The 17,732-nt window shown below is 58.0% G+C and carries 22 protein-coding genes and 1 tRNA gene; 17 read left to right on the top strand and 6 right to left on the bottom strand.

Annotation, left to right across the window (positions count from 1 at the left end; all coding sequences use genetic code 11):
• Positions 1–33 precede the first annotated feature (33 nt).
• A complete protein-coding gene (locus GIW79_RS01505; protein ID WP_003188364.1) occupies positions 34–336 on the top strand; it encodes a YkgJ family cysteine cluster protein in 303 nt (100 codons plus the stop codon).
• Positions 337–444: 108 nt separating this feature from the next.
• On the opposite strand, the gene GIW79_RS01500 is transcribed toward GIW79_RS01505, so the two are convergent.
• From GIW79_RS01500 to hemA, 6 genes are all read right to left on the bottom strand, one after another.
• Complete coding sequence (locus GIW79_RS01500) at positions 445–963, bottom strand: acyloxyacyl hydrolase (RefSeq protein WP_014716838.1); 519 nt, start codon at positions 961–963, stop codon at positions 445–447.
• Between the two features lie 111 nt (positions 964–1,074).
• Complete coding sequence (gene murI / locus GIW79_RS01495) at positions 1,075–1,869, bottom strand: glutamate racemase (protein WP_034128078.1); 795 nt, start codon at positions 1,867–1,869, stop codon at positions 1,075–1,077.
• The gene (locus GIW79_RS01490; protein ID WP_034128079.1) at positions 1,862–2,617 is read right to left on the bottom strand and encodes a molybdopterin-synthase adenylyltransferase MoeB; all 756 of its coding nucleotides are present in this window, start codon (positions 2,615–2,617) and stop codon (positions 1,862–1,864) included. The genes murI and GIW79_RS01490 overlap by 8 nt, the downstream gene beginning before the upstream one ends.
• Positions 2,611–3,441: a peptide chain release factor N(5)-glutamine methyltransferase gene (gene prmC, locus GIW79_RS01485; RefSeq protein ID WP_236452351.1), complete on the bottom strand. Its 831-nt coding sequence runs from the start codon at positions 3,439–3,441 to the stop codon at positions 2,611–2,613. Before prmC ends, GIW79_RS01490 begins: the two co-directional genes overlap by 7 nt.
• The gene (prfA, locus tag GIW79_RS01480) at positions 3,442–4,524 is read right to left on the bottom strand and encodes a peptide chain release factor 1 (RefSeq protein ID WP_054896862.1); all 1,083 of its coding nucleotides are present in this window, start codon (positions 4,522–4,524) and stop codon (positions 3,442–3,444) included.
• Complete coding sequence (gene hemA, locus GIW79_RS01475; RefSeq protein ID WP_003188356.1) at positions 4,521–5,810, bottom strand: glutamyl-tRNA reductase; 1,290 nt, start codon at positions 5,808–5,810, stop codon at positions 4,521–4,523. Before hemA ends, prfA begins: the two co-directional genes overlap by 4 nt.
• A gap of 316 nt (positions 5,811–6,126) precedes the next feature.
• On the opposite strand from hemA, the gene GIW79_RS01465 reads away from it, so the two are divergent.
• The 16 genes from GIW79_RS01465 to GIW79_RS01390 all read left to right on the top strand — a co-directional run bounded on the left by GIW79_RS01465 (position 6,127) and on the right by GIW79_RS01390 (position 17,732).
• The gene (locus GIW79_RS01465; RefSeq protein ID WP_034128082.1) at positions 6,127–7,851 is read left to right on the top strand and encodes a tetratricopeptide repeat protein; all 1,725 of its coding nucleotides are present in this window, start codon (positions 6,127–6,129) and stop codon (positions 7,849–7,851) included.
• 4 nt (positions 7,852–7,855) lie between these two features.
• Positions 7,856–8,473, top strand: coding sequence for a lipoprotein insertase outer membrane protein LolB (gene lolB / locus GIW79_RS01460; protein WP_032893661.1), 618 nt, complete (start codon positions 7,856–7,858; stop codon positions 8,471–8,473).
• 1 nt (position 8,474) lies between these two features.
• Positions 8,475–9,326 carry a 4-(cytidine 5'-diphospho)-2-C-methyl-D-erythritol kinase gene (gene ispE, locus GIW79_RS01455; RefSeq protein ID WP_057977393.1) on the top strand — a complete coding sequence of 284 codons (852 nt, stop codon included), beginning with the start codon at positions 8,475–8,477 and terminating at the stop codon, positions 9,324–9,326.
• A gap of 37 nt (positions 9,327–9,363) precedes the next feature.
• Positions 9,364–9,438, top strand: a tRNA-Gln gene (locus tag GIW79_RS01450).
• A gap of 46 nt (positions 9,439–9,484) precedes the next feature.
• Positions 9,485–10,426 carry a ribose-phosphate pyrophosphokinase gene (locus GIW79_RS01445; protein WP_003171603.1) on the top strand — a complete coding sequence of 314 codons (942 nt, stop codon included), beginning with the start codon at positions 9,485–9,487 and terminating at the stop codon, positions 10,424–10,426.
• A 137-nt stretch (positions 10,427–10,563) separates the two neighbouring features.
• Positions 10,564–11,163 (top strand): 50S ribosomal protein L25/general stress protein Ctc, encoded by a 600-nt coding sequence (locus GIW79_RS01440; protein ID WP_003188351.1) that lies wholly within the window; start codon positions 10,564–10,566, stop codon positions 11,161–11,163.
• Positions 11,164–11,330: 167 nt separating this feature from the next.
• The gene (gene pth, locus GIW79_RS01435) at positions 11,331–11,915 is read left to right on the top strand and encodes an aminoacyl-tRNA hydrolase (protein ID WP_003188350.1); all 585 of its coding nucleotides are present in this window, start codon (positions 11,331–11,333) and stop codon (positions 11,913–11,915) included.
• A 22-nt stretch (positions 11,916–11,937) separates the two neighbouring features.
• Positions 11,938–13,038 carry a redox-regulated ATPase YchF gene (gene ychF, locus GIW79_RS01430; protein WP_014716830.1) on the top strand — a complete coding sequence of 367 codons (1,101 nt, stop codon included), beginning with the start codon at positions 11,938–11,940 and terminating at the stop codon, positions 13,036–13,038.
• 370 nt (positions 13,039–13,408) lie between these two features.
• On the top strand, positions 13,409–14,326 hold the full coding sequence (locus GIW79_RS01425) for a sigma 54-interacting transcriptional regulator (protein ID WP_054921811.1): 918 nt from the start codon (positions 13,409–13,411) through the stop codon (positions 14,324–14,326).
• A 181-nt stretch (positions 14,327–14,507) separates the two neighbouring features.
• Positions 14,508–14,675, top strand: coding sequence for a hypothetical protein (locus GIW79_RS01420; RefSeq protein WP_034128085.1), 168 nt, complete (start codon positions 14,508–14,510; stop codon positions 14,673–14,675).
• A 53-nt stretch (positions 14,676–14,728) separates the two neighbouring features.
• Positions 14,729–15,091, top strand: coding sequence for a hypothetical protein (locus GIW79_RS01415; protein WP_057977397.1), 363 nt, complete (start codon positions 14,729–14,731; stop codon positions 15,089–15,091).
• 6 nt (positions 15,092–15,097) lie between these two features.
• The gene (gene sctJ / locus GIW79_RS01410) at positions 15,098–15,886 is read left to right on the top strand and encodes a type III secretion system inner membrane ring lipoprotein SctJ (protein ID WP_054897135.1); all 789 of its coding nucleotides are present in this window, start codon (positions 15,098–15,100) and stop codon (positions 15,884–15,886) included.
• A complete protein-coding gene (locus tag GIW79_RS01405; RefSeq protein ID WP_034128088.1) occupies positions 15,879–16,421 on the top strand; it encodes a hypothetical protein in 543 nt (180 codons plus the stop codon). Before sctJ ends, GIW79_RS01405 begins: the two co-directional genes overlap by 8 nt.
• 24 nt (positions 16,422–16,445) lie before the next feature.
• The gene (sctL, locus tag GIW79_RS01400; RefSeq protein WP_034128089.1) at positions 16,446–17,018 is read left to right on the top strand and encodes a type III secretion system stator protein SctL; all 573 of its coding nucleotides are present in this window, start codon (positions 16,446–16,448) and stop codon (positions 17,016–17,018) included.
• Between the two features lie 104 nt (positions 17,019–17,122).
• Entirely contained in the window at positions 17,123–17,341 is a 219-nt protein-coding gene (locus GIW79_RS01395) for a hypothetical protein (protein WP_034128090.1), read from the top strand.
• Position 17,342: 1 nt separating this feature from the next.
• The gene (locus GIW79_RS01390) at positions 17,343–17,732 is read left to right on the top strand and encodes a type III secretion system chaperone (protein ID WP_034128091.1); all 390 of its coding nucleotides are present in this window, start codon (positions 17,343–17,345) and stop codon (positions 17,730–17,732) included.

Genomic DNA, 17,732 nt, shown 5'->3' with positions numbered 1-17,732 from the left:
GCATCTGACGCACTTGCCTTACACTGCGCGCCTATGACCAACATCCCTCACATTCAAATCACCGAACCCGTCACGTGCTCGACGTGCGCGGCTTGTTGCTGCCAGCTGGAAGTCATGCTGATCACCGACACCGGCGTACCACAACGCTTTATCGATACCGACGATTGGGGGGGCGAGGTGATGCTGCGCCTGGACGACGGCTGGTGCGCAGCGCTGGACCGCGACACGATGATGTGCACGATCTATGAGCTTCGGCCGTTGATTTGCCGGGAGTTCGAGATGGGGGCGCCGGAATGCCTTGAAGAGCGTGAAGGCATTACCACGGCCTACCGCTGATTCTGTAGGAGCGAGCTTGCTCGCGAAAAACCTGAGAACGCCGCGTTAAACCTGATTCGCTGCGTTATCGTTGAGGTTCTTCGCGAGCAAGCTCGCTCCTACAGTGCATTACAGCGGCATGGTGTAGTGCAGCGAGTAACTCTCTACACCATCGTTATTGCTGCTAATGCCGGCGTTGGAATAATGCGTGGCACGAATGCCCACTTCATGCCCGCCGTTGAACCGCAGGCCGAAACCCAGGCGGTCTTCGAACTGGAAGGACTGGCCGATGTTGTTGTCTTCCAGCCGAGTGCGAGAGAACAACGCCACGCCGATACCGGCTTCGATGTAGGGTTTGACCGACTCGCCGGCAAACTCATACACAAACACCGGCGAGAACGACAGGCTGCTGGCGCCCGCACGATCATCCCCTTCCCAATAGGTATAGGCGCCGCTCCAGTAGCCGGTCAGTCGGCCGACATTGCTCTGCATCCAGCTCTTGTCCCAATCGGAAGTCAGGCCCAGGCGGTAGGTCAGCGTCGAATCGCTGGTGCTCCCCAAGCCGAACTCCAGGCCGGCGGCCTGGGCTGAAACAGAGTGTCCCAACATAGCGGCCGCAATCGCAGCCAAACAGAACAAGCGCTTCATGTGAAACATCCTTTGCAAACGAGATAATTGGGTTGTGTACAGGCTAACGGGCTATAGAAGCCGACGCATAGCCAGAAGTTCAGCTTTTTTCAGGCTGATTTCACGAAATTTTCACGAGCCAAAGCTTCGCACAACTCCAGGATGTTTCCAAAGTGTCGGTAGGATGTTTCTTAGGTGACACAGATCGCCGCTGGTCCAGAACTGTGCAGGTTCAGGTTCGCCAATGGCCAGCAGGTCGCGCTCACCCAGCAAGCGCTTGAGCTGGCGCGCCACGGCGGCGCCGGTATCAATGAGGATGATGCTGGGGGGCAGCATCTGCGCCAGGAGTGGCTTGAGGAAGGGATAATGAGTGCAACCCAGGATGATGGTGTCGCAACCGGCGCTAAGCAGCGGCTCAATATAGCCTTGCAGCAGGGAGTGCAAGGCGGGGCTGTTGAGGTCGCCGGCTTCAATCAGCTCCACCAGGCCCGGGCACGGCTGGGTAATCACCCGCACATCGGTGGCAAAACGGTCGAGCAAGGCGGCGAACTTGGCGCTTTGCAGTGTGCCCGTAGTGGCGAGCACACCCACCACACCACTGCGCGTGGCCGCGGCAGCAGGTTTGACCGCAGGCTCCATGCCTACCAGCGGCCAGTCGGGGTAGTCCTGGCGCAAATCGGCCACCGCGGCGACCGTCGCCGTGTTGCAGGCAATCACAAAGGCCTTGGCGCCCCGCTCGCGGAAAAACTCAGCGACCGAGCGAGAACGTTCAAGAATGAACGCCGGCGTTTTCTCACCATAGGGAATGTGCCCGCAGTCCGCCACGTACAGCAGTGACTCGTGGGGCAACAACTGCTGGATTTCTTCCAGCACCGTCAGGCCGCCGATACCGGAATCGAACACACCAACAGGCGCGCCCTTAACCATGCTTTGCCCCGCAGACGCTGCAGCCTGGGTCACGCTTGACGCGCAACTCGCGAAAACGCGTGGTCAGCGCATCGATCAACAACAGGCGCCCTACCAACGACTCACCAAAACCGGCCAGCAGCTTCAAGGCTTCCAGCGCTTGCAGGCTGCCAACCACACCGACCAACGGCCCGACAACGCCGGCTTCGCTGCAGGTCAGTTCAGTGTCGCTGCCGTGCCCATACAAACAGTGGTAGCAGGGACTGTCAGCGCGACGAGGGTCGAATACCGACAATTGCCCCTCAAGGCGAATGGCCGCGCCACTGACCAACGGTTTGCCGGCGGCAACGCAGGCTACGTTGACCGCCTCGCGGGTAGAGAAGTTATCGCTGCAATCGAGCACCAGATCCACTGCGTTGACCGCAGCAGCCAGCGAGTCGGCATCCAGCGCAGCACGATGGGCGACCAGGGCGACTTCAGGGTTGATCGCTCTCAGGCGCCCCATGGCCGAATCGACCTTGGTCTGCCCCACGCTGTTAGTGTCATGGATGATCTGGCGTTGCAGGTTGGTCAAATCGACCGTATCGAAATCCGCCAGGTGCAATTCGCCCACCCCAGCAGCGGCCAGGTAAAGCGCCACCGGAGCGCCCAGGCCACCCAGGCCGACGATCAACGCGCGGCTCTGTTTCAGGCGTAATTGGCCATCAATGTCGACATGCTGCAACAGAATCTGCCGGCTATAGCGCAACAGCTCCTGGTCGGTCAGCACGGGTGGCGCCCCAAGGTGATGCGTTCGTGACCGCCAAGGTCGATGCGGCTGTGTACGCCGTCAAAGCCCTGGTTCAGCAACAAGTCGCGCACGGCCTGGGCCTGGTCGTAACCGTGTTCGAGCAACAGCCAGCCGCCGTTGTTCAGGTGAGCAGGAGACTTTGCAATGATCAGGCGCAAATCGTCCAGGCCATCGTGCCCCGCCACCAGCGCACTGGCCGGTTCGAAGCGCACATCGCCGGCCACCAGGTGCGGGTCATTGTCGGCAATGTAGGGCGGGTTGCTGATGATCAGGTCGAAGCGCTGGCCTTGCAGGGCGCTGAACCAGTGGCTGTTGAGCACCGTGGCGTTAGTGAGGTGCAGGCGTTGACGATTGCGCTCGGCCAGGGCCACGGCCTCCAGCACACGGTCGACCGCCGTGACCTGCCAGGCCGGACGTTCGCTGGCCAAGGCCAAGGCGATGGCGCCGCTACCGGTGCCCAGGTCCAGGACCTGGGCGGGCGTGGCGGGCAGCAATTCCAGGGCAGCTTCCACCAGCAACTCAGTTTCCGGGCGGGGGATCAAAGTGTGCGGTGCTACTTCCAGGTCGAGTTTCCAGAAGCCTTGCTGGCCGAGGATATAGGCCACCGGCTCGCCGCTGCGGCGGCGCTGCAGGTAGCCGGAAAAGGTCAGCGCGTCTTCGCTGCTGACGATCTTTTCCGGCCAGGTATGCAGATAGCTGCGTGATTTGCCCAGGGCAGCGGCCAGCAGCAACTCCACGTCCAGGCGCGCCGTCGGCGAGTCGGGCAGGTCAGCGGCGCGCAGCAGGCTGGCGATGATGGTCATTTAGTCACCTATCGCCGCCAGTTGGTCGGCCTGGTATTCGGCGAGCAACGGCTCGATCACCGCATCCACGCCCCCGGCGAGAATTTCGTCGAGAGAATACAGGGTGAGGTTGACCCGATGGTCCGTGACCCGGCCCTGGGCAAAGTTGTAGGTACGGATACGCTCGGAGCGGTCGCCGGAGCCCACCAGCAGCTTGCGTTCGCTGGCAATTGCGTTGGCCGCGGCGCTGGTCTGCTGGTCGTTCAACTTGGCCGACAACCAGGACATGGCCCGCGCACGGTTCTTGTGCTGGGAACGTTCTTCCTGGCACTCCACCACAATGCCCGACGGCAAGTGTGTGATACGGATCGCCGAGTCGGTCTTGTTAACGTGCTGGCCACCCGCGCCGGATGAGCGGTAAGTGTCCACGCGCAAATCCGCCGGGTTGATCTCGATGGCTTCCTGTTCGTCCGGCTCAGGCAACACGGCGACGGTGCACGCCGAGGTGTGGATGCGGCCCTGGGATTCCGTCGCAGGCACCCGCTGTACGCGGTGCGCACCGGATTCGAACTTCAGCTTGCCGTAGACATTGTCGCCTTCAACCCGGGCGATGACTTCTTTATAACCGCCGTGCTCGCCCTCGTTCTCGGAGAGGATCTCCACGCGCCAGCCGCGACGCTCGGCATAGCGCGAATACATGCGGAACAGGTCACCGGAAAAAATCGCCGCCTCGTCGCCACCGGTACCAGCGCGGATTTCGAGGAAAACGTTGCGTCCGTCGTTAGGGTCCTTGGGCAGCAGCATGCGTTGCAGGTCACCCTCAAGCTCAGCGAGTTTTTCCTTGGCTTCGCGGACTTCTTCCACGGCCATTTCGCGCATGTCCGGGTCGCTGTCCTTGAGCAGGGCCTGGGCGCCTTCGAGGTCGGCCTGGACTTTCAGCAGGTGTTTATAAGTGGCCACAATGGGCTCAACTTCGGCGTATTCCTTGGAATAAGCACGGAATTTGGTTTGATCGGAAATGACCTCGCCATCGCCGAGCAAGGCGGTCAGTTCTTCGAAACGGTCCTGGAGCACGTCCAGTTTATTGAGCAGTGACGCTTTCATTGCGGTTTTTTATCCGAAGAGCTGTCTGACGCGCCCTCACCGAGGGCAAAGAGTTCCTGGGCCATGGCCAGCGCATCGAGGCGGCCTTCGGCGGTAAGCTTTTTCAACTGGACGCTAGGAGCGTGGAGCAGTTTGTTGGTCAGGCCACGGGCCAATTGCATCAGCACTTCCTCGGCGCCGCTGCCGTTGGCCAGCATGCGCTGGGCCTTGAGCAACTCTTCATCACGCAGGCGTTCACCCTGCTGACGATACGCCTTGAGCACATCCACTGCCGCCAGCTCACGCAGGCGCACCATGAAATCTTCGGCGCCGGTGCTGACCATTTCCTCGGCGGCCTGGGCGGCACCCTGACGACTCTTGAGGTTTTCAGCGACCACTTCATGCAGATCATCGACGCTATAAAGGTAAACGTCGTCCAACTCGCCGACTTCGGGCTCGATATCCCGTGGAACGGCGATATCTACCATGAAGATCGGCTTGTGCTTGCGCAGCTTCAACGCGCTCTCGACCGCGCCCTTGCCCAGAATCGGCAATTGGCTGGCGGTAGAACTGATGACGATATCACTGCGCACCAGTTCAGCGGGAATGTCCGACAGCAGCACCGCATGGGCACCGAACTGCTCGGCCAGAATGCTGGCGCGCTCCAGGGTGCGGTTGGCGACCACGATGCGCTTCACGCCAAGATCGTGCAGGTGACGGGCCACCAGGGTGATGGTTTCACCAGCGCCGATCAGCAGGGCCTGGCTGCGCTGCAAGTCGCTGAAAATCTGCTTGGCCAGGCTCACTGCGGCAAAGGCCACGGACACCGGGTTTTCGCCGATGGCCGTATCGGTACGCACTTGCTTGGCGGAATTAAAGGTGGCCTGGAACAGGCGGCCCAGCAATGGGCCGACGGTGCCGGCCTCACGCGCCACGGCGTAGGCAGACTTCATCTGGCCGAGAATCTGCGGTTCACCCAACACCAGCGAGTCGAGACCGGCCGCCACGCGCATCATGTGACGAACTGCCGCATCCTCTTCATGCACATAAGCGCTGGCACGCAGGTCATCGAGGCTCAAATGGTGATAATCGGCCAGCCAGCGCAGCACCACATCCGCCGAGAGATGTTCCTGCTCTATATAGAGCTCGCTGCGATTGCAGGTCGAAAGGATCGCAGCTTCGCGGCTGTCGGTAAGCCGGCAGAGCTGCTGCAAGGCCTCAACCAACTGCTCTGGCGTAAACGCCACGCGCTCGCGCACGTCTACGGAGGCAGTCTTGTGGTTAATACCGAGTGCGAGGAAGGCCATTCAATATCGCTGATGATGTCGGGAAGCCGACAATTGTCCTACTTCGAAAGATTCAGAACAACCACCGTCGTCTATTGTCCCTATACCTTATGCCTATCAATGCACTTTTGCAGGAGCGAGCTTGCTCGCGAAAATCGTCAACGATAACGCGGCAAGCCGGGCGCCCAGCGGCGCTCTCAGGTTTTTCGCCAGCAAGCTCGCTCCTACAAAGGAAAGGCAAAAGGCAGCAATAGTCGTATTCCGAGTGCCCCGGTTATGTTTGGCCGAAGGCTTGTGTCATGATGATCCGACCGCAGGTTAGTCGTCCTCTTCCTATATGAATAGATCTTCCGCGTTGCTCCTCGCTTTTGTCTTCCTCAGCGGCTGCCAGGCCATGGCACCCGTGTCGCCGGACGCTACGTCGCCGGTGGAAGACAGCACTCCCGCCCCTGAAAAACCCAAGGTTTATTCCTCGTTCAGTGAAGAAACGATCTACAGCCTGCTGACAGCTGAGCTGGCCGGCCAACGCAATCGCTTTGATATTGCGCTGGATAATTACGTGACCCAGGCCATCAACACCCAGGACCCGGGGATTTCCGAGCGAGCGTTTCGCATCGCCGAATACCTGGGCGCCGACCAGGCAGCGCTGGACACCTCGCTGATCTGGGCCAAAAATGCCCCGGATGATCTGGAAGCCCAGCGCGCCGCAGCCGTGCAACTGGCGCGTGCCGGGCGCTATGACGACTCCATGGTTTATATGGAGAAGGTCCTGCAGGGCAAAGGCGACACACATTTTGACTTTCTTGCGCTGTCGGCCGCCGACACCGACCAGGACACGCGCAACGGCCTGATGAAGAGTTTCGATCGCCTGCTGCAAAAGCACCCGAAGAACAGCCAGTTGATTTTCGGCAAGGCCCTGCTGCTGCAACAGGACGATGAAGCCGACGCCGCGCTCAAGCTGCTGGAGCAGAACCCGCCGGAAGAAGGTGAAATCGCGCCCATCCTGTTGCGTGCACGCCTGCTGCAAAGCCTTAACCGCGGCAAGGAAGCGATTCCGCTGCTGGAAAAAAGCATCAAGAAATACCCCGGCGACAAGCGCCTGCTCCTGACCTATGCACGTATGCTGGTTGAGCAGGACCGTATGGAAGACGCCAAAGTGCAGTTCGCCAACCTGGTCCAGCAATACCCGGACGACGACGAACTGCGTTATTCCCTGGCATTGGTGTGCCTGGAAGCCAAAGCCTGGGACGAGGCCAAGGGCTACCTGCAAGAGCTGATCGAACGTGACAGCCACGTGGACTCGGCGCACCTGAACCTGGGCCGCATCGCTGAAGAGCGCAACGACCCGCAGGCGGCCCTGCTTGAATACGCCCAGGTCGGCCCCGGCAATGATTATCTGCCAGCGCAATTGCGCCAGGCCGATATCCTGATGAGCAACGGCCGCACCGACGAAGCGGAAAAACGCCTGGCCGCGGCCCGCGATGCCGAGCCGGATTACGCCATCCAGCTGTACCTGATCCAGGCCGAGACCTTATCGGCCAACAAACAGGGCGAACGCGCCTGGAAACTGTTGCAACAGGCGTTGCTGCAATACCCCGACGATTTGAACCTGCTGTACACCCGCGCCATGCAGGCAGAAAAACGCAATGACCTGGCGCAGTTGGAAAAAGACCTGCGGCTGATCATCAAGCGCGACCCGGACAACGCCATGGCACTTAACGCCCTGGGCTACACCTTGTCCGACCGCACCACGCGCTACGCCGAAGCCAAGGCGCTGATTGAACAAGCCCATGCGCTCAACCCGGAAGACCCTGCCGTGCTCGACAGTCTGGGCTGGGTGAATTACCGCCTGGGCAACCTCGACGAGGCCGAGCGCTTGCTGCGCCAGGCCTTGGAGCGTTTCCCGGACCAGGAAGTTGCCGCACACCTGGGCGAAGTGCTCTGGGCCAATGGCAAGCAGCGCGAAGCCCGACAAATCTGGGAAAAATTCCTCAAGGAACAACCCGACAGCCCCATCCTGCGCAGCACCATCAAGCGCCTGACCGGATCCGAGACCCTTTAAGCTTATGTTCTTGCGCCACGTTATCGTTTTCAGCTTCATCGCCCTGCTCGCCGGTTGCGCGGGCATCGGCAGCCGTGAATCCGTTGAAGGCCAGGGCAACCCGGCACAATGGAAACAACACAAGGACCAGCTCAGCAGCATTGATGGCTGGCAGATCGAGGGCAAGGTCGGGGTGCGTGCGCCGAAAGACTCTGGCAGCGGCACGCTGTTCTGGCTGCAGCGCCAGGACTATTACGACATTCGCCTCTCGGGGCCCCTGGGCCGTGGCGCGGCCCGCCTGACTGGCAGGCCAGGGCAAGTGAGCCTGGAAGTGGCCAATCAGGGCCGCTACGAGGCAACCTCCCCGGAAGAACTGCTGGAGCAGCAGATTGGCTGGAAGTTGCCCGTCTCGCATCTGGTCTGGTGGGTGCGCGGCTTGCCGGCACCTGACAGCAAGAGCCGTCTGAGCCTCAATGGCGACAGCCGCCTCGCCACCTTGGAGCAGGATGGCTGGCAGGTCGAATATTTGAGCTACGTGGAGCAAAGCGGGTATTGGCTGCCCGAACGTATCAAGCTGCATGGCACCGACCTTGATGTCACGCTGGTGATCAAGGACTGGCAACCGCGCAAGCTGGGGCAATAACGTGTCCGTACAAAAATTGACCCTGCCCTCCCCGGCCAAGCTCAACCTGATGCTGCACATCCTTGGCCGCCGTGAAGATGGCTACCACGAGTTGCAGACGCTGTTTCAGTTTCTCGACTACGGCGATGAGCTCAGCTTTGCCGTGCGTGACGATGGCGTGGTTCAGTTGCACACCGAATTCGACGGTGTGCCCCACGACAGCAATCTGATTGTGCGGGCGGCCAAAAAACTTCAGGAACAATCCGGCTGCCCACTTGGCATTGATATCTGGATCGACAAAATCCTGCCCATGGGCGGTGGTATCGGTGGCGGCAGCTCAAATGCCGCGACCACTTTGTTGGGCCTCAATCACTTATGGCAACTGGGCTGGGACCACGATCGCCTTGCTGCGCTGGGCCTCACGCTGGGCGCCGACGTCCCGGTTTTCGTGCGGGGGCACGCCGCATTTGCTGAAGGCGTCGGGGAAAAACTCACCCCTGTAGAGCCCGAAGAACCTTGGTATGTCGTGCTGGTGCCGCAAGTATCTGTAAGTACAGCAGAAATTTTTTCAGATCCGTTGTTGACACGTAACTCTTCTCCCATTAAAGTGCGCCCCGTTCCCAAGGGAAACAGTCGAAATGACTGCTTACCGGTTGTAGCAAGGCGTTATCCAGAGGTACGTAACGCTTTGAATTTGTTAGGTAAATTTACCGAAGCAAAATTAACCGGAACTGGAAGTTGTGTGTTTGGGGGCTTCCCAAGCAAAGCTGAAGCTGATAAAGTCTCGGCCCTTCTTACAGAGACCCTTACAGGGTTTGTAGCAAAAGGAAGCAACGTTTCGATGTTGCATCGCAAGCTGCAAAGTCTGCTCTAAAAGGAACCGAGTGTTAGGCACTCGTTGCAACAGATACAGGGGCGTCGCCAAGCGGTAAGGCAGCAGGTTTTGATCCTGCCATGCGTTGGTTCGAATCCAGCCGCCCCTGCCATTTTCTAATACTCATCCAGGTTACCCTCAGCCTCTAGGTACTGCGCGTGTCCAAGATGATGGTCTTTACGGGGAATGCCAACCCCGATCTGGCTCGACGTGTCGTACGTCAGCTGCATATCCCTCTCGGTGACATCTCTGTCGGTAAATTCTCCGACGGCGAAATTACAGCCGAGATCAATGAAAATGTCCGCGGTAAAGACGTCTTCATTATTCAGCCGACCTGCGCTCCGACCAACGATAACCTGATGGAACTCGTCGTGATGGCTGATGCCTTCCGCCGCTCCTCAGCGACTCGAATCACAGCTGTAATCCCTTACTTTGGTTATGCCCGTCAGGATCGCCGTCCGCGCTCCGCACGTGTAGCTATCAGCGCGAAAGTCGTTGCTGACATGCTGACCGTGGTAGGTATCGACCGTGTGCTCACGGTTGACCTGCACGCTGACCAAATCCAGGGGTTCTTCGATATTCCAGTAGATAACATCTACGGCTCCCCCGTCCTGGTGGATGACATCGAAGACCAGCGCTTTGAAAACCTGATGATCGTGTCCCCGGACATTGGTGGCGTCGTGCGTGCACGGGCTGTTGCCAAATCCCTGGGCGTGGACCTCGGGATCATCGACAAACGCCGTGAGAAAGCCAATCACTCTGAAGTGATGCATATCATCGGTGATGTCGAAGGGCGCACCTGTATTCTGGTTGATGACATGGTCGACACCGCCGGCACCCTGTGCCACGCGGCGAAAGCCTTGAAAGAGCACGGTGCAGCAAAAGTCTTCGCCTACTGCACACACCCTGTGCTGTCGGGCCGAGCGATCGAGAACATCGAGAACTCCGTGCTGGACGAACTGGTGGTGACCAACACCATCCCGTTGTCCGCCGCAGCTCAAGCCTGTGCACGTATCCGCCAACTGGATATTGCACCGGTCGTTGCCGAAGCGGTTCGCCGCATCAGCAATGAAGAATCGATCAGCGCGATGTTCCGTTAAGGGTCAAACCAACGGATCACCTCACTGACGAAAAGCGCCCCGCCCCAGCATTCCGCTGGGGCGGGGCTTTTTTGCCCATATCGAGTTCGGCGCTGGTCGCAAACGCCCCTCGATGATGGCTATTTTGGAGATACAACATGAACGAATTTACTCTGAACGCCCAAGCGCGTACTGACCTGGGGAAAGGTGCGAGCCGCCGCCTGCGTCACGCCGCCAACATCCCAGCCGTTGTCTACGGTGGTAACAAGCCTGCTGAATCCGTGACCATCCTGGCCAAGGAAATCGCCAAGCTGTTCGAAAACGAAGCTGCCTACAGCCACGTTATCGAGCTGAACGTCGACGGCGCCAAGCAGAACGTCATCGTTAAAGCAATGCAGCGTCACCCTTCCAAGCAGTTCATCATGCACGCTGACTTCGTTCGCGTTGTAGCTGGCCAGAAACTGACCGCCATCGTGCCTGTGCACTTTGTGGGTGAAGAAGCTCCGGTCAAGAAAGGCGGCGAGATCTCTCACGTCCTGAACGAAATCGAAGTGACCTGCCTGCCGAAAGACCTGCCTGAGTTCATCGAAGTCGACCTGTCGGCTCTGGAAATCGGCGCCATCGTTCACCTGTCCGACCTCAAGGCCCCTAAAGGCGTTGAGTTTGTTGCACTGGCTCACGGTGATGACAAAGCTGTTGCCAACGTTCACGCTCCACGCGTTGCTCCAGAAGAAGCTGAAGAAGGCGCTGCAGAGTAATTCACTCTGTATTGCCGGAGCTTGAGGAAACATCGCGGACCGAAACGTAGCGAGAAAGCGGGCGATAACGCGGCGTTTACTCTTGAGTAAATGATGTAGTGTCGTCCACTTTCGCCGCACCTGGGTACGGCGATGTTATCCACAACTCCAAAGGAAGGGCCCCTGTCGTGACTGCCATTAAACTGATCGTTGGCCTGGGAAATCCAGGCGCCGAATACGAACAGACCCGGCATAACGCGGGGGCCCTTTTTGTTGAGCGTATCGCCCACGCCCAAGGCATCAATCTGGTGGCCGATCGCAAATATTTTGGCCTGACCGGGCGCTTCTCGCATCAGGGTCAGGATGTTCGTCTGTTGATTCCCACCACCTACATGAACCGCAGCGGCCAGGCTGTCGCGGCGCTTGCGGGTTTCTTCCGGATCAAACCCGAAGAAATCCTGGTGGCCCATGACGAACTGGACCTGCCACCCGGCGTAGCCAAGCTCAAGCTCGGCGGCGGGCATGGTGGGCACAATGGCCTGCGTGACATCATCGCGCAGTTGGGCAATCAGAATAATTTTTACCGTCTGCGGCTCGGCATTGGCCACCCAGGCGTTGCCAGTATGGTTTCAAATTTCGTCCTGGGTCGTGCGCCACGCGCCGAACAGGAAAAACTCGATGCCAGCATCGATTTTGCCCTCGGCGTGCTGCCGGATATCTTCGCCGGTGAATGGAACCGTGCGATGAAAAACCTGCACAGCCAGAAGGCTTGACTCTTATCCGAGGGGAAACACCATGGGATTCAATTGCGGCATCGTCGGCCTGCCCAACGTCGGCAAGTCCACCCTGTTCAACGCCCTGACCAAGTCCGGTATTGCGGCGGAGAACTTCCCCTTCTGCACCATCGAACCCAACAGCGGCATCGTACCAATGCCGGACCCGCGTCTTGACGCACTGGCGGCCATCGTCAATCCCAAGCGCATCCTGCCGACCACCATGGAGTTCGTCGACATCGCGGGCCTCGTCGCCGGCGCCTCGAAAGGTGAAGGCCTGGGCAACAAGTTCCTGGCCAACATCCGCGAAACCGATGCTATCGCCCACGTGGTCCGCTGCTTTGAAGACGAGAATGTGATTCACGTCTCCAACAGCGTAGACCCCAAGCGCGACATCGAGATCATCGACCTGGAACTGATCTTCGCCGACCTCGACAGCTGCGAAAAGCAACTGCAGAAAGTCGCGCGTAACGCCAAGGGCGGCGACAAGGATGCAGTGGTCCAGAAGGGCCTGCTGGAGCAGTTGATCGCGCACTTTACCGAAGGCAAACCGGCGCGCAGCCTGATGAAGAATATGGGGGCCGATGAGAAGGCCGTGATCAAGGGCTTCCACCTGCTGACCACCAAGCCTGTGATGTACATCGCCAACGTTGCCGAAGACGGCTTTGAGAACAACCCGCTGCTCGACGTGGTCAAGGCCATTGCCGACGAAGAAGGCGCCATCGTTGTTCCGGTGTGTAACAAGATCGAAGCGGAAATCGCCGAGCTTGATGACGGCGAAGAAAAGGACATGTTCCTCGAGGCCCTGGGCCTGGAAGAGCCGGGCCTGAACCGCGTGATCCGCGCCGGCTACGAAATGCTCAACCTGCAGACCTACTTCACCGCCGGTGTCGAAGAAGTCCGCGCCTGGACCGTCAAGGTCGGTGCTACCGCGCCACAGGCGGCTGGCGTGATCCACACCGACTTTGAGAAAGGCTTTATCCGCGCTGAGGTGATCGCTTACAACGACTTCATCCAGTTCAAGGGTGAAGCCGGTGCCAAGGAAGCCGGTAAGTGGCGCCTGGAAGGTAAGGATTACATTGTCAAAGATGGCGATGTGATGCACTTCCGTTTCAACGTGTAAGCGTTAGCTGAACCTCTGCCCGATACAAAAAAACCGACGCATTGCGTCGGTTTTTTATTGCCTCCTGTTTCTACCTGCCACCCAACTAAAAGCCCCACACATAGAAAACTTAATCACTCATAACCCTTGATCGATTTAAACGATGAATCCTTCAACCCTTAAGTCTTCTCCTACACTAAAGATTCAACAACCATCAAGAATGCACTTGAACAATACAGCGCCCTGACATAGTTAATATTTGACACGCTCTCGCGCAGTATTTTCATACTAATAAGCACGATGACATTTTTGATTATTTGCGCTCTACTGACCGCACGCCAACAGCGTTCTATCAACAGTGAAGTGATAGCGATAGTGGAGCACCCTGACTATGTCAGCCTCTTACAAGACAACAAATGAGACATACTTCCCTTCTGTTGAAACCTTGGATATTGAACGTACGCTCAAGAGTACCGCAGCGCTCGATATCGATATTTTGTTGTTGGGGGAGACGGGTACTGGCAAGGATACCCTGGCCCAACGAATCCATCGTTTGTCGAGGCGACGAGGTCATTTTGTCGCAGTGAACTGCGCCGCCATCCCGGAAAGCCTCGCAGAGAGCCAACTGTTCGGCGTCAACAGCGGCGCCTATACAGGAGCAGTGCAATCACGTGCGGGTTTTATCGAAACCGCACACCTGGGCACCTTGTATCTGGATGAAATCGACAGCATGCCGCTTTCCATGCAGGCCAAACTGCTACGTGTGCTGGAGTCACGTGGCGTCGAACGCCTGGGCTCAACCCGGTTTATCCCGGTGGACATGCGAGTCATCGCCTCTGCGCAACAATCCCTGCATGAGATGGTCGAGCAGGGAAAGTTCAGGCGCGACCTGTATTTCCGCCTGAACGTCGTAAATATCAATCTGCCTGCGCTGCGCAATCGCCGTGACCGAATCGTCCCGTTGTTCCTGAGTATGATTCAAGAGGAAGCCGAGCACTATAAGTGTCTCGCCCCAAACCCTTGCAGTGAGCTAGTCCAACAGTTGCTGTGCCATCCATGGCTGGGGAATGTGCGTGAACTGCGCTCGACTGCCAAACGTTTCGTGCTGGGTCTGGCGCCATTATCAAGCTCGCCCTCGAACGCTACAAACCAACCCACCAACCTGAAAGAACGCCTGCAACAAATCGAGAAAGCTCTGATTGAAGAGTCGCTGCGGCGTCATACCTACTGTGTGGACGAGGTGGCTGTAGAGTTGGGCATGGCAAAGAGAACGCTTTACTACCGAATGAAACAACTAGATATACAGTAGCCCGCTGCTCAGCCCACACCGAAGACACCTTCAGACACACCCTTTAAGTAAAAGCGGGAACCATATTCGAGCCTGAACCACACAAGGATGAGCCTGATATATTTAGTGCCTATCGGCAGCAACACTATTGCAACTACGCATCAAGGCTCAAATGTCATTTCTTAGATAGCGGAGCATCACTATGAGTATTTCTGGCATCAACCCGCAAAGCTACCACCCCCCGGTCACCGGTGGCGAGAACGCAGACCTTAAGGCAGAAAGGAAGCAACTGCTTCGCGAATCCATGAAAGAAAGCAATGAGGCGTTCAGGATCAGTGAGCAGAAAAAGAACAACGACGCGCTGCGTTAAATAGCTTCACCGCCCTTGGTCATCAAAGGGCGGGTTTCCCCTTAGAGGTCCATATGCAAATAGAAGAAGTCGACGTATTACGCGAATATCAAAACGGCCTTACAGCCCACAGGTCCCCTACCCAACCTACGCACCACAGCGAAGATGCGAGCTTTTTCAGCGCGTTATTGGCCCCCTCGATGCAACGGGTTACCGCCACGCCATCCGCGAACGCACTGACCGACGCTTTGCAGTATTTGGACAAGGCTAAAAGTGGTATGAGTCGAGGTCTCAAGGACTTCAACAATGAGTTCAAAGAAAAAAATCGGCTCAACTACACCCCCAATCTTTCAGACTCCATTCTACTGACCCAAACCCTGGTGAAGTGCGTCGGCAAGGGCGCGCAATGCCTAGAAAAAATCAGCAACCTGCAGTAGGAAAAAATGACTCGTTTTCTATCCGTCGGATTAGTTTTCTCGCTGGCGCTGATGCTGGGCGGCTGCGGCGAAAGTGTCGAACTGCATCGCCAACTCTCCGAGCAGGATGCCAATGAGGTCATCGCGGAACTGGCTGACAAACACATACGCGCACAAAAAGTGCCTGCCAAGGACGGCGTCGTGGTGCGTGTCAATGCAGCCGATATCAGCCGCGCCGTTCGCACACTGGAAGCGGTCGGATTGCCCAAGGTCGCCCGTGCCACGATGGGGGACACCTTCCGCAAGGAGGGCGTCATCTCTACGCCACTGGAAGAGCGTGCCCGGTATATCTATGCCCTGTCCCAGGAGTTGGAGGCGACCCTGTCAAACATCGATGGGGTCATCGTCGCTCGTGTGCACGTGGTGCTGCCCGAACGCGTGGCTCCCGGTGAGCCCGTCCAACCCGCCTCCGCCTCAGTGTTCATCAAACATGACCCACGACTGGAGCCCGACAGCATCCGCGCGCGCGTACGCAGGATGGTATCCAGTAGTATTCCTGGCATGACCACTGCACTGGATAACGCGCAGAAGCTCACGGTGGTTTTTGTACCGGCAACGGCTTACCAGGAACAACAACGCCTGAGCTACTTCGGTCCGTTCCTGATCCCTGAGGAAGACGTCGGTTTTTGGCGTACCGCTATGAGCGCTCTGGTTATCGGCGCGATACTGACACTCGCCTTGGCGCTGTTCTGGCGCATACGAAGCCAACGATCCAGGCAGGAACCTGTCGCCCCAGCGCCTCTAGCGAATGAGTGATCATCTGGCCTGGGCCCAATGGTGGGCCAGTCCGTGGCAGTTTTCGCACCCGGACGCGACCAGCGCTCACGCCTACCACGCAGTACCCGCCTTGTGCCGCAGCCAACCCGCGCTGGCGTGCGCAGCGTTGGGCATCGAGCCATGCCTGCCTCCCCCTCCCTGTGCAACGGTGCTTGGTTTGGCCCTGGCTTCACGGGAGCAGTTCGATCTGGCGATAGCACTGCTGGAGCTTACGTGCCATCCCAACCTCGACAGCCCCTTGTGCGATGAACACCGCAAGTGGTGTGAGCGCCTTGCCAAGGCGCTACACCCTGACGCCCTGTTGCAGCCGGAGGATGATCCAATGCAATTGCTGAGGGCCTGGGTCGAGCCTGCTGTCTGGCAACGCCTTCGTCTGCGCTTGCCGCCTGACCGGGTGCAGGCACTTGAAACCACACACCTGCCATTTGACGATGCGCATGGCCGGCTCAATACGCTGTGGCAGGCGATTGTCTGGCGTATCGACGCAACGGGTAGTGAAACAACTCGTCGTTAACGGCAACACACCAGAGCATTGTCTATGTTGACCCAACGCAAAATCGAATTGCACGACGGCGCTTCCGGGCAGCCAAAAGTACTGATTACCCGGGAGATGCTCGCCGATTGCTTTCAGTCCGCGCAGTTGCTAGATAGCGCACGGGCCCAAGCTGAAGAGCTGCTGCGCCAGGCGGTTGAGCATCGTGAAGAAATGCTTGAGCAGGCCCGCCTCGACTTCTGGTCACGCGCCCACGCGCAACTCAGTGCGTGGGAGCGCCAACGCAAGGCGATGTGTGACAACCTCGAACACTACGCAACATCCATCGCCAACCGAGCCTTCCACTGCCTGTTGGAGGAAGTGCCTCCCCCAAAGCGCCTTTCGGCATTGGTCAAACAGTTGGTAACGACGCAAATTCCACCTATGAAGGCCACCCTGGTTTGCAACCCGCTCGAGCATGAGCAGATAGCCCAAGCCTTGGTCCAGCTGGGCTCTACACCTTGGAAGCTTCGCCCCGATGACCAGGTCAAACCTCAATCGCTGTTACTGGAAACAGATGAAGGCGATTTTCGGATCGACTGGGCCTCGATGCGAGAAATATTGTTTACAAACGTGTAGGAACATAGCGGTAGAGGCAGGCGATATCTTTAAAAAAATTTCTTCCGATGGAACTGGTGGCAATCAACCCGCCACACAGTTCAGACACATCTGGAGTAAAAATCATGGACTTTCACGGAAACCTGAAAAACCATCTATTGAGGCAAGTTCAGGCTGATATCAAGCGGGTGAATACGGCCTATAAAGATCCGGAAGCGCTCGATGCAGATATCGATTACTTCAGCAACCTCATGAAACAACAGAAGCTCTCTGTCATCGCGTTCAACGAACACACGCGCTCCAGACATACACTGCTCAAAACAGCGCTGGATGGCGTGCAATAAGTTGCAAGCACTCCTTGCCGGTTGGCTGAATGGCCACGAAGAGCAGCTCACCTTGTTTGAGAGCGACGACGAAATCATCTTTCAACGCGTTTCGAACAGACTGCTGGTAAAGGTCCAGTTGACCCAGGCGGGTGACCACAAAGCCCAGTTGCGCACCTGGATGCGCTTGGGAGGCCCTAGCCTGAGCTATTTTCACGGTGCAGTTGCATTGGCGCCGACCACCGGTGCGCTTTGGCTTATTCAATGCGTGGAGAGGGGGCACGGCGAAGCACTGGCGAAGTGTCTCGAGTCCCTCCTCAACCAACGCGACACCTGGCGCGCCGTCGTCGCGCGCCAGGCGCGGCCTGTACGCACATTCATATCCACGTCGCTGCGCTCGACACCGTACTAA

It is taken from the genome of Pseudomonas sp. PA-7-1E (assembly GCF_021605325.1).
GTDB lineage: Bacteria > Pseudomonadota > Gammaproteobacteria > Pseudomonadales > Pseudomonadaceae > Aquipseudomonas > Aquipseudomonas fluorescens_BV.
This window is presented reverse-complemented; position numbering and strand designations above follow the sequence as displayed.